General features: G+C 71.5%; 10 protein-coding genes and 1 pseudogene. 3 read left to right on the forward strand and 8 right to left on the reverse strand.

Translation table 11 applies throughout. The features are described from left to right. Positions 1 to 34: 34 nt before the first annotated feature. The 4 genes from ACIQTP_RS40540 to ACIQTP_RS40555 form a co-directional block, all read right to left on the reverse strand. The gene (locus ACIQTP_RS40540) at positions 35 to 385 is read right to left on the reverse strand and encodes a UBP-type zinc finger domain-containing protein (RefSeq protein WP_403409536.1); all 351 of its coding nucleotides are present in this window, start codon (positions 383 to 385) and stop codon (positions 35 to 37) included. Beyond that, positions 382 to 1,830, reverse strand: a complete 1,449-nt coding sequence (locus ACIQTP_RS40545) for an ATP-binding protein (protein ID WP_403409539.1) — start codon at positions 1,828 to 1,830, stop codon at positions 382 to 384. The genes ACIQTP_RS40540 and ACIQTP_RS40545 overlap by 4 nt, the downstream gene beginning before the upstream one ends. Next, positions 1,827 to 3,503, reverse strand: a complete 1,677-nt coding sequence (locus ACIQTP_RS40550; RefSeq protein ID WP_403409542.1) for an FAD-dependent oxidoreductase — start codon at positions 3,501 to 3,503, stop codon at positions 1,827 to 1,829. Before ACIQTP_RS40550 ends, ACIQTP_RS40545 begins: the two co-directional genes overlap by 4 nt. A 75-nt stretch (positions 3,504 to 3,578) precedes the next feature. Continuing rightward, on the reverse strand, positions 3,579 to 4,829 hold the full coding sequence (locus tag ACIQTP_RS40555) for a DUF4032 domain-containing protein (protein WP_403409545.1): 1,251 nt from the start codon (positions 4,827 to 4,829) through the stop codon (positions 3,579 to 3,581). 513 nt (positions 4,830 to 5,342) lie between these two features. Here ACIQTP_RS40555 and ACIQTP_RS40560 point away from each other — a divergent pair. Continuing rightward, a pseudogene (locus ACIQTP_RS40560) lies at positions 5,343 to 5,911 on the forward strand (pyridoxamine 5'-phosphate oxidase family protein). On the opposite strand, the gene ACIQTP_RS40565 reads toward ACIQTP_RS40560, so the two are convergent. From ACIQTP_RS40565 to ACIQTP_RS40575, 3 genes are all read right to left on the reverse strand, one after another. After that, on the reverse strand, positions 5,901 to 6,713 hold the full coding sequence (locus ACIQTP_RS40565) for an N-formylglutamate amidohydrolase (RefSeq protein WP_403409548.1): 813 nt from the start codon (positions 6,711 to 6,713) through the stop codon (positions 5,901 to 5,903). The pseudogene ACIQTP_RS40560 and the gene ACIQTP_RS40565 sit on opposite strands and share 11 nt — an antisense overlap. A 39-nt stretch (positions 6,714 to 6,752) precedes the next feature. After that, positions 6,753 to 7,211, reverse strand: a complete 459-nt coding sequence (locus tag ACIQTP_RS40570) for a cyclic nucleotide-binding domain-containing protein (RefSeq protein ID WP_403409551.1) — start codon at positions 7,209 to 7,211, stop codon at positions 6,753 to 6,755. Positions 7,212 to 7,361: 150 nt separating this feature from the next. Further along, positions 7,362 to 10,067, reverse strand: a complete 2,706-nt coding sequence (locus tag ACIQTP_RS40575; RefSeq protein WP_403409554.1) for a SpoIIE family protein phosphatase — start codon at positions 10,065 to 10,067, stop codon at positions 7,362 to 7,364. Between the two features lie 189 nt (positions 10,068 to 10,256). Between ACIQTP_RS40575 and ACIQTP_RS40580 the strand changes: the two genes are divergently transcribed. Continuing rightward, a complete protein-coding gene (locus ACIQTP_RS40580; RefSeq protein WP_402032541.1) occupies positions 10,257 to 10,493 on the forward strand; it encodes a DUF6296 family protein in 237 nt (78 codons plus the stop codon). On the opposite strand, the gene ACIQTP_RS40585 is transcribed toward ACIQTP_RS40580, so the two are convergent. Continuing rightward, positions 10,451 to 11,674, reverse strand: a complete 1,224-nt coding sequence (locus tag ACIQTP_RS40585; RefSeq protein WP_403409557.1) for an MFS transporter — start codon at positions 11,672 to 11,674, stop codon at positions 10,451 to 10,453. The genes ACIQTP_RS40580 and ACIQTP_RS40585 overlap by 43 nt on opposite strands. 160 nt (positions 11,675 to 11,834) lie before the next feature. Between ACIQTP_RS40585 and ACIQTP_RS40590 the strand changes: the two genes are divergently transcribed. Continuing rightward, complete coding sequence (locus ACIQTP_RS40590) at positions 11,835 to 12,830, forward strand: DUF5937 family protein (protein ID WP_403409560.1); 996 nt, start codon at positions 11,835 to 11,837, stop codon at positions 12,828 to 12,830. Positions 12,831 to 12,960: the final 130 nt, after the last annotated feature.

Genomic DNA, 12,960 nt, shown 5'->3' on the forward strand with positions numbered 1-12,960 from the left:
CAAGGCACGGGGCTGAGGGTGCGGGCCACGCAGGTCAGCCCAGCGAGGTCGCCCAGTTCGCCGGCACCCGTCCCGCCGGACCCGGTGTCGGCTGGTCCTCGGGGTGGCTCAGCGGAGGAGCGAGGTCCGGGCCCGACTCGTACAGCTCGGACGTGTCGAAGTTCCAGAACCAGGCCTCGCCGGGTTCGAAGCTGCGGATGATGGGATGGCCGGTGCTCTGCGCGTGCGCGGTCGCGTGCTTGGCCGGCGAGTCGTCGCAGCAGCCGATGTGGCCGCACTGCGCACAGCGGCGCAGGTGGAACCACCAGCCGCCGACGGCATCGCAGTCCCCGCACCCCGGACCGCTCGGCGGGACACTCGGGTCGATTCCGGCGGGCAGGCTCATGAAGACTCCTCGGGTGTTTCGGTGTCCGCGGCGGTCAGGGGAAGGCGCACCTGGAAACGGGTGTCGCCCGGGACGGACTGCACGTGAATACTCCCGTGGTGCTTGTTGGCGACAATCCGGAACGAGATGTCCAGACCGAGCCCCGTCCCCTCACCCACCGGCTTGGTGGTGAAGAACGGGTCGAAGATGCGGTCGCGGATCTCGGGCGGTACCCCGGGACCGGTGTCGCGGAACTCGACGAGCAGATGGTCGTGGTCGAGCGCGGTGCGCACGGTCAGGGTCCCCTCACCGTCCATCGCCGAGACGGCGTTGTCGATGAGGTTCGTCCACACCTGGTTCAACTCGCTCGGATACGCGGGGATCTTCGGCAGCGTACGGTCGAACTCCTTGACGACCCTGACACCGGAGCCGATCTTCCCCGAGAGCATCATCAGCGTGCTGCCCAGCAGTTCATGGACGTCGACGACCTGATAGGGCGCGCGGTCGAGCTGTGAGTACTGCTTGGCCGCGTCCACGAGATGCGTGATACGGGTCGTGGAGTCCTCGATCTCGTTCATGAGGAGCTCGGTCTCCACGGTGTAGTTCAGCCAGTGGACCGCGCCCTGGAGCGTCTCCTCGTCCACGGCCGCCGCGACCTGGTCCAGCCAGTCCGTGTCGAGCCCCGCCTGCACGAACGTCGGCGCGAGCTGCCAACCGCCCGCGATGTCGTGGTCGTCCAGCCAGTCGGCGAGCGCGTCCTCCCGGTCGGAGGCCTCCAGCGGGCTCAGCGGCGTCGCCTTGGCGACCTGCTCGGCGGTGCGCTCCTGGATCTCGACCAGGGTTTCCAGAGTGTCCCGCTGGTAGGGGCCCGCGGCGATCACGCCGAGCTTCTGCCGCATCTTCGCGACCCGCTCCCGCAGCGCGGAGGTGGCCCGGACCGCCGCCGCGGCCGGATTGTTGAGCTCGTGCGTCAGCCCGGCCGACAGCGAACCGAGCGCCAGCAGTCGCTCGCGCTGCCCGATGGCCCGCTGGGTGTTCTGGGTGCCGTAGAACAGCCCTTCCAGCAGATGTACGGCCATGGGGAACCAGTCCCGCATGATCGAGGAGAAGGTCTCGGCGGGCAGGATGAAGAACCGGGAGGGCACGGTGACGCGGAGGGAGCCCCGGTAGCGCGCCTGGTCCGGCTTGCTCACATAGGCCTGGGTGGCCCCCGCGTACACCCCGCGCTGGGAGCTGCGGGTGGTCTCCACGTCGTCGCCGCCGACCCGGCGCGACATCACGAGGGTGCCTTCGAGGAGCACGAAGAAGCAGGTGGCCGGCTCGCCCTCGGTGTAGACGGGACCGGGGTCGAACTCCTCCACCCTGCCTTCCCGGCACAGCCGCCCCAGCTGGTCCGTGTCCAGCTTCTCGAACAGGAACAGCGTGCTCAGTTCCCCCATGTCGCACGGCATCGGCCGCCCGCTCATGACTGCTCCAGATAACGGTGGACGAGCATGACGGCCATGGCTCCCTCTCCGACCGCGGAAGCGACCCGCTTCGCGGACTCGGCACGCGCGTCCCCGGCCACGAACACGCCGGGAATGTTGGTCTCCAGGTGGTACGGCGGCCGGTCCAGCTCCCAGCCCTTCGGCGGCTGCCCGTCGATGGTCATGTCGGGGCCCGCCGGGATGAATCCGCGCTCGTCCCGCAGCACCGTCCCCTCCAGCCAGTCGGTGAGCGGGGCCGCGCCGATGAACACGAACATCCACTGCACGTCGACGAGTTCGGTGTGCCCGCTCGTCACGTCCCGCAGGGTGAGCTGCTCCAGATGGTCCGTGCCGTGCGCCGCGTCGACGACCGTGCAGGTGCGCACCGTGATGTTGGGCGCCTCCTCGATCTGCTGGATCAGATAGTGCGACATCGAGGCGGCCAACGACGCTCCCCGTACGAGGAGGGTGACCGACTTCGCGCCGCGCGACAGGTACATGGCGGCCTGCCCGGCCGAGTTCGCCCCGCCCACGATGTACACGTCGTGGCCCTGGCAGGCGGCCGCCTCGGTCAGCGCCGAACCGTAGAAGACCCCGCATCCGGTGAGGTCGGCCAGGCCGGGCGCCTGCAACTGCCGGTACGAGACACCGGTCGCCAGGATCACCGCGTGCGCGGAGATCGCCGAGCTGTCCGAGAAACGGATGGTGCGGGACGCTCCGGTGACCTCGAGGCCGGTCACCTCCCGCGCGGTGAGGATCTCGGCGCCGAACTTCGCCGCCTGCCGCCGCGCCCGGTCGGTGAGCTGGCCCCCGGACACCCCGTCCGGGAAGCCGAGGTAGTTCTCGATGCGCGAGCTCTGCCCGGCCTGCCCGCCGGTCGCCGACCGCTCCACGAGCACGGTCCGCAGCCCCTCGGACGCGCCGTACACGGCGGCTCCGAGTCCGGCCGGACCGCCGCCGATGACGACGAGGTCGTAGAACTCCGCCGTCGGCGTCGTGGCCAGACCGACCCGCGCCGCGAGATCCGGGTCTTCGGGCTCGACCAGCGGCGTACCGTCCGGCGTGATCACCAGCGGCAGCCGCTCCCCGTCCTGACCGGCCGCGGACAGCAGCCGTTGTCCCTCCGGCGTGTCGGACGAGTACCAGCGGTACGGCACCTGGTTGCGGGCCAGGAACTCCCGTACGTCCGAGGAGCGCGCCGACCACCGGTGCCCGACCACCTTGCAGGTCGGCACGGGCCGGTAGTCGCTGGTCCGCCAGGCGTCCAGGAGATCATCGAGGACCGGGTAGAGCTTCTCCTCCGGCGGATCCCACGGCTTGAGCAGATAGTGGTCCAGATCGATCACGTTGATCGCGTCGATCGCCGCGTTCGTGTCCGCGTACGCGGTCAGCAGCACCCGGCGTGCGCCGGGGTACACGTCGAGCGCCTGCTCCAGGAACTCGATGCCGTTCATCTGCGGCATCCGGTAGTCGGCGAGGATCACCGCCACCTGGTCGCCGCGCAGCTTCAGCTCCTTGAGCGCGTCCAGCGCGGCCTCCCCTGACTCCGCGCGCACGATCCGGTGCGACTCGCCGTAGCGGCGCCTGAGGTCGCGTGCCACGGCGCGCGACACCCCGGGATCGTCATCCACGGTCAGAATGACGGTCCGCGCTGTAGCGGCGGCCTGTGCCATACGTCTCCCACCCCGAGCAGGACAGTGTTGTGCTCAATCGTATGTACGAACGCTCGTCTTCGCTCTGGAACCGCCTCACGCGGGCTCTTTGGGGGCATCCGCCGGTGGCAGCAGGGACTCCCGCATCTTGGGGAGGATGTTGGTGACGTAGTCCTCCACTGCGGTGTCCAGGCCTATGTCGTGCTGGGCCTGCTCGGACAGGTACCAACGGTGTTCGAGGAGCTCGTGGTAGATCTCCGCCGGGTCCATGGAGCCGCGCAGGTCCAGCGGCACGGCCCGGACGGTCGGCCGGAACACGTCCCGCACCCAGCGGTGGGCGAGGACCTCGGGGCGCGCGGTCAGAGGGTCGCCGGGCGCGTAGTCGTCCTGGGTGGCCATCCAGCTCTCCAGGTCGTTCAGGAGCCGCCGCGCCTGGTTCTCCTCCGCGTCGAGCCCGGTCAGCCGCAGCAGCTGGCGCTGGTGGTGGCCCGCGTCGACGACCTTGGGCACGAAGGTCACCGTGTCCCCGTTCGAGGAGTGGGCTATCTGCATCTCGGCGACGTCGAAACCGAGGTCGTTCAGGCGGCGGATCCGGCGGTCGATGTAGTGGTGCTTGCCCGCCGGGTAGACGGACGTGCGGGTCAGCTCGTCCCACAGGCTCTGATAGCGCGCGCAGATCTCCATGCCGAACTCGATCGGGTCGACGGAGGGGTGCAGGGCCCCGGCCGCCTCCAGGTCCAGCAACTCCCCACTGATGTTGACGCGGGCGAGATCGAGGTCGTACTCCCGTTGCCCACTGCTCAGTTGCGGGTGCAGCTCCCCGGTCTCGGCGTCCACGAGATACGCCGCGTACGCTCCGGCGTCACGCCGGAACAGCGTGTTCGACAGTGAGCAGTCGCCCCACGCGAACCCCGCCAGATGCAGCCGCACCAGCAGCACCGCCAGCGCGTCCATCAGGCGGTGCATGGTGGCGGGCCGCATGGTCGTCTCGAACATCGACCGGTACGGCATCGAGCCGCCCAGGTGCCGGGTGATCAGGACGGGCTCCAGCGGAGCGCCCTCGCCGTCGGTGCGCCCCGTCACCACCGCGAGCGGGTCCACGGCCGGGATGGAGAGCCGGTCCAGGCTGCGCAGCAGTTCGTACTCGCGCAGGGCGGGCCGCTCGGCCAGCTCCTTGACGGCCACGACCTCGGTGCCGGCGCGCGCGTAGCGCACCACGTGCCGCGAGATGCCGCGCGGCAGCGGGACCAGGTAGTGCTCCGGCCACTCTTCCAGCGGCAGCTGCCAGGGCAGTTCGAGCAGGAGCGCGGGGTGCTCCGGGTTGGTGGCGCTGATCTGCAAAGCCATCGGCGGGCTGCCCTCACCTCGGGGTCGAACGTGTACCTGGCCCCAGCATCTACGAATGATCCCCGAGGTGGAAGACGCCGTCTCCGGCCGCGCAGATGGTCGACCAGTTCGGGATGTCCAGCGCCACCTGGTCGATGCACGGGATCGGCCGGCCCGTGCTCCTGGACGGCCCGCCGCAGCTCCCGCACGGCCGCGACGGGCTTGGTCAGGTCCATGCCCGCGACCCCGCGCAGCCGCCCTTCGGACCGGGCGACGATCTCGGCGGCCTCGTCGTTGCCGATGAGGGGCCCCTGCGGCCCGTACCAGGCCGCGGACAGCCCGATCTCCACGTCGGCAGCCGCCAGCGCCGCTACCGTGGCCTTCACCGGAAGCGGCTCCTCCAGCAGCCCCATGCCGGTCCAGCGGCGGCTCGCGGCCAGGCGATCGCTTATCCGGAGCCTAGGGGGATCCGCGAGCGGAGTCAGCGGTTCGCGGGAACCATGGGTGAGGACCGAGGACCGAGAGGACTCCGCCATGCCGACACGGGCACAGACGCAGGAACCGCAGACCGATCTGGACGCGCGCTACAGCTCCCCCGGGGCCACCGCCACTCCCTGGGCCGAGGCCGTGTCCCGCCTGGAGAAGGCGGAGATCTTCTGGCTGTCGACGGTACGTCCGGACGGCCGACCCCACGTGACCCCGCTGATGTCGGTGTGGTTGAACGGAGCGCTCCACTTCGCGACCGGCGCGCAGGAGCGCAAGGGGCTCAACCTCGCCGCCAACCCGCACGTCGTACTCACCACCGGCACCAACGCCTACGGCGAGGGCTCCGACCTGGTGGTCGAGGGCGACGCGGTCCGGATCACCGACGAGAAGCGGCTGCCGGGCTGGCGGCGGCGTGGGAGGCGAAGTACGGCCCGGAGTGGCACTTCGAGGTGCGGAACGGGGCCTTCGACTCCGCCACGGCGGCTGCGGCGCCGCCGTCGACGGAGGAAGCCAGGGACGCGGGCCTCGCCCTGGTCTTCGAGGTGGCGCCCCACACCGTGTTCGGGTTCGGCAGGGGCAAGACCTTCAGCCAGACCTGCTATCGCTTCACCCGCTGACCATGGCATCGACGAGAGCCGTCAGCGCCGAGGCGAGTCGTGAGAACCCCGGGCCCGTGGGTCCTCCCGGTTCGGTCATGTACGTGTCCCGCCGGATCTCCACCATCAGGGCGGTGACCCGCGGCTCCCTCTCGTAGAAGCGCAGCGGGACGTACGCGCCGGAGAACGGGCTGTCGATCCCGACACCGCTCAGGCCCGCGAACGCCTTCTCCGCGAGCGCGACCAGCTCGGGCGGTGTGTGAAAGGAGTCGGTCCCCAGACAGACCTGCGGTCGCGGACCGTCGCCGTGCAGCTCGTACGGCAGCCGGGCCGTCGGATACGAGTGGACGTCGACGATCACCGCCCGCCCGGCGACGGCGAGCCGGTCGGCCACCGCCGCGGTCATGGCCGCCGCGTACGGGTGGAAGTAGCGCTCGATCAGTGGCCGCGGGTCGACGTCAGCGGGCCGCAGCGGTGTGCGACGGGTCGTGCGTGTGTAGACCGCGCCCATTCCGACGGACAGCATCTCCTCCCGTTCGTCGGGAAAGCGTTCGGGATCGACCACCAGCCGGGACAGCCGGTTCACGAACCGCCAGGGCGTGAGGCCGGCCGCCCGCGCCGCGGCCGCGGCCAGCTCCGCGGTGTGCGCGTCCGTGATGTGGTCCAACTCCCGCTCCAGCGCGGCGTCGTCGAGCGCGATGCCGGCGCGCACCGGCGCCGGAATGCGCCGCGAGGAGTGCGGGACGTGCAGGATGACGGGGGAGTCGGGGGCCCCGGGCAGGAGCTCGAAGGACGTCTCGTTGCGGTCAGGAGTCTGGTTCACGTGAGATTCCTATCGCAGCCCGGCCCCCTGCCGCTCACCTCAGCGCACGCCGCCACCGCCGTGGCGCGCGTAGTGCTCGATCAGGGCCGCCCGGGTCGTCTCCAGCCGGTGCGCGAGGATCGCGGCGATCGTCCGGGTCAGCGACAGTTCCAGGGCCGGATCCTGGTCGCAGAGCGTGCGCACCTCCGCGGCATCGAACTCGTACGCGCGCACGGGACTGAACGCCTCGGCGCCGAAGTCCCAGTGGTGCGGCGGGAACAGCCACGACCAGCCGAGCAGATCGCCGGGCCCCAGCGTCGCCACGGAGATGCGTCGCTCCCCGACGACCCGCTGGTGCAGGGAGACCGTTCCGGAACGGACCACCCAGAAACGGTCCGCCGTTCCCCCTGCCTCGAAGATCTTTCCGTCCGCCGGGAAGGAGACCTCCCGGGCCAGGGACATCAGCCGTTCCCGATGGTCGGGGGAGAGGGCGGGCAGCAGGCGGAGAGCAGTGGGCATCGCGGACCTCCATCGCACCGCCGCAGGGCCCCGTGGACGCGACGGCACATGTCGTACCGGTGTATCCCGTCACCCTCCATTGGACCGGCAACCACGGAATTCGTCGCGCCGGGGGACCGGGTCGAGACCGTACGGCCTTCCACGGGCCGTTCAGGGCAGCGGTTGTTCGGCCCAGATGACCTTCCCGGCCGGGGTGTAGCGGGTGCCCCAGCGTTCGGCGAGCTGGGCGACGAGGAACAGGCCGCGTCCGCCCTCGTCCGTGGTGGCCGCGTACCGCAGGCGGGGTGAGGTGCTGCTGTTGTCGGAGACCTCGCAGATCAGGCTGCGGTCCCGCAGCACGCGGACCTGGATGGTGCCACTGCCGTAGCGGATGGCGTTCGTGACCAGTTCGCTGAGGATCAGCTCGGTGGTGAACGCCATGTCGTCGAGGCCCCACTCCGCCAGCTGCCGGGTGACCGAGGCGCGTACCTCCCCCACCGCCGCCGGTTCGGAAGGCACCTGCCATTCGGCGATGTGCTCGGCGCCGAGCACGCGGGTGCCCGCGACGATCAGGGCGATGTCGTCGCTCGGGCGGGCCGGGAGCAGGGCGTCCAGGACCGCCTGACAGGTGTCCTCCGGTGACCGGTCGACCCCCGTGAGGGCGGCGCGCAGCAGCTCGAGCCCCTCGTCGATGTCCCGTTCCCGGTCCTCGACGAGCCCGTCCGTGTAGAGCACCAGGCGGCTGCCCTCCTCCAGCTTGAGCTCGGCCGTCTCGAACGGCAGACCCCCCAGTCCCAGCGGAGGTCCGGCGGGCACGTCCGGAAACTCCACGCTGCCGTCCGGACGGACCAGCGCCGGGGGCGGATGGCCGGCCCGGGCGACGGTGCACAGCCGGGAGGCCGGGTCGTAGACGGCGTACAGGCAGGTGGCGCCGGTGATCGCGGCGCTGCTGTCCACCGTCGCCTCGTCCTGGTCGATGCGGCCGACCAGCTCGTCGAGGAGCCCGATGATCTCGTCGGGCGGCAGGTCCAGGGCGGAGAAGTTGTGGACGGCGGTGCGCAGGCGTCCCATCGTGGCCGCCGCGTGCAGTCCGTGGCCGACGACATCGCCCACGACGACGGCGACCCGGGCGCCGGACAACGGCAGCACGTCGAACCAGTCCCCGCCCACTCCCGCCTGCGCCGGGAGATAGCGGTAGGCGACGTCCAGGGCGCTCTGCTCGGGCAGGTTGCGCGGCAGCAGACTGCGTTGCAGGGTCACGGCCATGGTGTGCTCGCGCGTGTAGCGGCGTGCGTTGTCGATGGAGACGGCGGCACGGGCGACCAGTTCCTCGGCGAGGACCAGCTCCTCCTCGTCGAAGGGCTCGGGCTTCTGGCAGCGCCAGAAGTTGACGACGCCCATCACCAGGGGGCCCACCCGCAGGGGCACGGTGATCAGCGAGTGGATGCCGTACTCCACCACCTGCGTCGTGCGTTCCAGGTCCTGGGCGAGCCAGCCGGGGGCCCCTTCGAGGTCGGGCTCGACGACGGCCTCGCCCGTGCGCAGGCTCCGGGCCTGGGGAGTGGAGGCGATGAAACGGATCTTCTCGCCGACCGGGTAGAGCGGGGCGTCCTTGCGGATGCCGCTGGACGCGGTACGGCGCAGCTCGGTGGCCCCGTCCGGCTCCTCCCCGTTCAGTACGGCGTACGCCAGGTCCACGGTCGCGAAGTCCGCGAACCGCGGAACGGCCACTTCCGCCAGCGTCTCGGCGGTGCGGGACACGTCCAGACTGGTGCCGACGCCCACCCCGATGTCGTACAGGAGCTTGAGGCGCTCGCGTGCCACCTCGGCCCGGCCGGACAGCGCGCGCAGCTCGGTCGAGTCGCGCAGGGTGGCCACACTGCCGGGCGGGCCGCCCTGGAGGTCCGTGGGCCGCTGGTTGATGGCCAGCAGCCGGTCCCCGACCAGATGCACCTCGTCCGTGGCGACCCGTCCCGAGGCAAGCAGGTCGGCGGTGTCCGCCTCGAGGCCCAGTTCCAGGACATGCCGCCCCTCGGCGTCGGCGGGCAGGTCGAGCAGGCGCTGCGCCTCGTCGTTGGCGAGCAGCAGCCGTCCCTCGCCGCCGGCGATGATCACCCCTTCCCGGACGGCGTGCAGCACCGCGTCGTGGTGCTCGTACATCCGGGTCATCTCGTACGGGCCCAGGCCGTGTGTCTGGCGCAGCAGGCGCCGGCTCACGAGCGCGGTACCCGCGGTGGCCAGGGCGAGCGCCGCGGCCGCGGCACCGAGCAGGAGGGGCAGCTGCCGGTCCGCGACACCGCCCACGTTGGCGGTCGTGATACCGGCCGACACCATGCCCACGACCTTGCCGTCGGGCGCCTCGATGGGAACCGTGGCCTGCACCAGCGGCCCGATGGTCCCGTTGATCTCCTCGGTGATGGACTGGCCGGCCAGCACGGGGGCGGTGTTCCCGACGAACTTCTTTCCGATCCGGTCCGGTTTGGGGTGGGTGTAGCGGATCCCGTCGGTGTTCATCACGACGATGAAGTCCACGTGGGACTGCTCGCGGGCGGCCTCGGCCTGTGGCTGCAGCACGAGTGTGGGGTGGGGGCTGCTCAGCGCCTCACGGGTGCCGGGCGCGTTGGCGAAGGTCTCGGCGACGGCCAGCGAACGGTTGCGGGCCTCCTGCGTGCTGTCGTGCCGTACCTGAAGCACCAGCGCCACCACCGCGGAGACGATCAGCAGCAGCACGATCAGCACTTGCAGTACGAACACCTGGCCGGCGACGCTGCGCCCGCCCAGCGCGGACTGCGGTCCCGACGCGGGTCTGCGCCGCGCGCGCGGACCGCCTGGGCGAGGGGTCGACCGAGCCCGGGATCGACCCAAGAGCCGGACCATGTGCCTATGTCTACACTGCCGGGCGCCCTGAGGCGAGGGGCAGCACGTGGTGTGACAGGGGCCGGTCCGGGCCCCGTGGCACGGGCCGCTCGGCGAGTGCTGCTGTCGGACTGATCTGGCCGCATCATGGAGGAGGGTCGCTTTGCCCGCATATGTAGCTCTGGCTTGTCTCGGGTACGGGAGGTCGTCATGCACACTCCGGACCGCTACCGGTTGATCTTCACCCATCAGGAATCAGGCGTCGGCGTCATCACCGACGAGGTGGTCGTCGAACGGACCGCCGCCCTTGGACCGGGCGGGAATCCGGTGTACTCCGACCCCACCGGCATCCTCCGCGCCGAGATCAGCACGGCGGGGGAGGTACGGATGCTGGCCAGCGGCGGCTACCAGTCGCCGATGGTGCCCACCGCCGAACCACTGTCCTGACCGTCCGACCTGGCCCGCGACCAGCCGGTCGCGGGCCAGGTCAGGACGGCCAGGGCGCCGAGCGTGAGTACTCCGCCGACCAGGAACGTCCCGCGCACCCCGGCGGTGTGGAGCAGGGCGCCGCCGGCCAGCGCGCCCGCCGCGACGCCCGCGTTGAAGGCGGCCGAGTTCGCCGCCAGGGCGAGTTCCGTGCGTCCGGGCGCGACGTGGAGCACCTGACTCTGCGTGGCCATGAAGACGGGGCCCACCGACGCGCCCAGGAGCATCAGCAGGGCGACGGTCGCCCCCTGGCTGCGCCCGCCGCCCAGGTACAGCCCGAGCAACGCCACCGCCTGGGTCGCCACCGGGACCGTCAGGGTCGCGCGCGGGAAGCGGTCGAGGAGCGGGCCGACCGCCGAGACGCCCACGAAGCCCGCCACCCCGAACGCCGACAGCACGGCGCTCACCGAATCCTTGGAGAAACCGCTCACCTCGTCGAGGAAGGCGACGACGTACGTGAATCCAGCGAAGGCGCCGGTCACCGACAGCGCGGTGGTCGCCAGCACCACGGCGAACCGGCGGACGTCGGGAGTCGCCCCGTACGCCGCGTGCCCCTCGTCCGGGCGCGAGGTCGGCAGCAGGACGGCGACGGCGACGAGCGCGCCGAGGCCGAGCGCGCCGAGCACCATGAAGGGCGCCCGCCAGCCGCTGTGCCCGCCCAGCCAGGTGCCCGCCGGAACCCCGAGCACCATGGCGAGCGAGCCCCCGACGGACAGCAGCCCGACCACCCGCCCGCGCCGCTCGGGCGGGAACAACCCCACGACGACCGGACCCATCACCGCCCAGAACAGCGCCTGGGCCAGCGCGGTGGCGATCCGTGCCGCGAGCAGGAAGCCGTACGAGACACCGCTCAGCGCCGAGATCCAGCTCGCCACCACGAGCAGTCCCAGCAGGCCCGACAGCAGCTGGCGGCGCGGGATCGACCGGGTCACGTGCGCGACGGGCAGCGAGACCACGGCCACGGTGAGGCCGTATCCGGTGACCAGCAGCCCGACGGAGGAGAGCGACACACGCAGGTCGTCCGCGATGAGCGGCAGCAGTCCGACGGGAAGGTTCTCCGTGGTGTTGAAGGTGAACGCGGCCAGCATGAGCGCGGCGACGACGGCGGCCCTGCGCCAGGCGGTGAGACGTACGCTCGCCATCCACGAGCCCTTCTGCGAGGGGGTGTTGAAGGGGGAAGGCGGCCGGAGGCAGCCACGGGCCAGCGTGCGGGGGGCTCGCGCGGCGCACTACTCTTTCGGCTGGAGACGAATCGCTCATTCCGACCCCGCGAGCTCGGCTGAAGACCCGTCGGAGACTGTTTTGCCGCTGACCCTGCACCTCGGTACCGACGATCTGACGCGCTGCCGGTTCGCGGTGTCCCCGCTCTGCCAGACGCACGAGGCGCTGCGCATGCTGCGGCGCCCGGACCGGCACGCCTTCCACCGGGACTGGCTGCGCCGCGTGCGCGACCTCGTGGCGGCCCTGGACCTGACGGAGCTGTGGCTGTTCATTCCCCGCAAGGGCGGTTACACCCCGGACTTCCTGGGACCGCCGCCGCGGACGCCGAACGCCTCCTTCGACGAGGAGCTGGCCCTGATGCGGGCCACCGACCCCGCCATGGCCCGTACGGAGCTGGCGCGTTCGCTCGCCTGCACACCCGGCGCCGCCGCATCGCCGTACGGGCGGGCGGCGTTGGAGGACCCGGCGGGCACCGTGCGACGCCTCGCCGACCTCACCGAGCGGGCCTGGCGCGCGCTGCTCGCGCCCGACTGGCCCCGCCACCAGGCTCTCCTGGAGGCCGATATCGCCTACCGCTCACGGCAGTTGGCGAACGGCGGCCTCGAAGCGCTCTTCGGCGACCTGCACCCGGAGATCGAGTGGGCGGACGACACCCTCACCCTGCGCAGGTACGCCGACCTGAAGGAGGCGCAGGGGCCCGACGGGCGGGGTGTGCTGCTGATGCCCAGTGTCTTCGTACGGCCGGACGTGGTGAGCGGCTTCGCCCGGCCCTGGCAGCCGACGGTGATCTATCCGGCCCGGGGCACCAGCGGCCCGCCGACCGGGGCCACCCCCGCCGAGGCACCCGCCGCGCTGGCCCGGCTGCTCGGACCCCATCGCGCCGCCGTTCTCGTCGGCCTCGACGGTCCCGCCTCGACCACGACCCTGGCGAACCGCCACGGTCTGGCTCCCTCGTCCGTCTCGTCCCACCTCTCGGTGCTGCGCGAGGCCGGACTGCTGGTGTCACACCGACAGGGGCAGTACGTCCTCTACGAGCGCACCGTGCTGGGGGACGCGCTGGCGGCCGGGGCCCGATGAGCTACGCGGCGTCCTTGGAGGTGACGGTGAAGTGCGCTCCGTCGGGGTCGGTGAGGATGGCCTCGGTCGAGCCGACGCCCTGCTGGTGGGCCGTGCCGCCGTGGGCGCGGGCGGCGCGGGCGGCGGCCTC

The organism is Streptomyces sp. NPDC090798, from assembly GCF_044768965.1.
Classification (GTDB): domain Bacteria; phylum Actinomycetota; class Actinomycetes; order Streptomycetales; family Streptomycetaceae; genus Streptomyces.

Excerpts from the sequence above, each read along its gene's own strand:
- ACIQTP_RS40540 (WP_403409536.1), bottom strand. The coding sequence starts at position 385 with ATGAGCCTGCCCGCCGGAATCGACCCGAGTGTCCCGCCGAGCGGTCCG.
- ACIQTP_RS40545 (WP_403409539.1), bottom strand. The coding sequence starts at position 1,830 with ATGAGCGGGCGGCCGATGCCGTGCGACATGGGGGAACTGAGCACGCTG.
- ACIQTP_RS40550 (WP_403409542.1), bottom strand. The coding sequence starts at position 3,503 with ATGGCACAGGCCGCCGCTACAGCGCGGACCGTCATTCTGACCGTGGAT.
- ACIQTP_RS40555 (WP_403409545.1), bottom strand. The coding sequence starts at position 4,829 with ATGGCTTTGCAGATCAGCGCCACCAACCCGGAGCACCCCGCGCTCCTG.
- ACIQTP_RS40570 (WP_403409551.1), bottom strand. The coding sequence starts at position 7,211 with ATGCCCACTGCTCTCCGCCTGCTGCCCGCCCTCTCCCCCGACCATCGG.
- ACIQTP_RS40575 (WP_403409554.1), bottom strand. The coding sequence starts at position 10,067 with ATGGTCCGGCTCTTGGGTCGATCCCGGGCTCGGTCGACCCCTCGCCCA.
- ACIQTP_RS40580 (WP_402032541.1), top strand. The coding sequence starts at position 10,257 with ATGCACACTCCGGACCGCTACCGGTTGATCTTCACCCATCAGGAATCA.
- ACIQTP_RS40585 (WP_403409557.1), bottom strand. The coding sequence starts at position 11,674 with ATGGCGAGCGTACGTCTCACCGCCTGGCGCAGGGCCGCCGTCGTCGCC.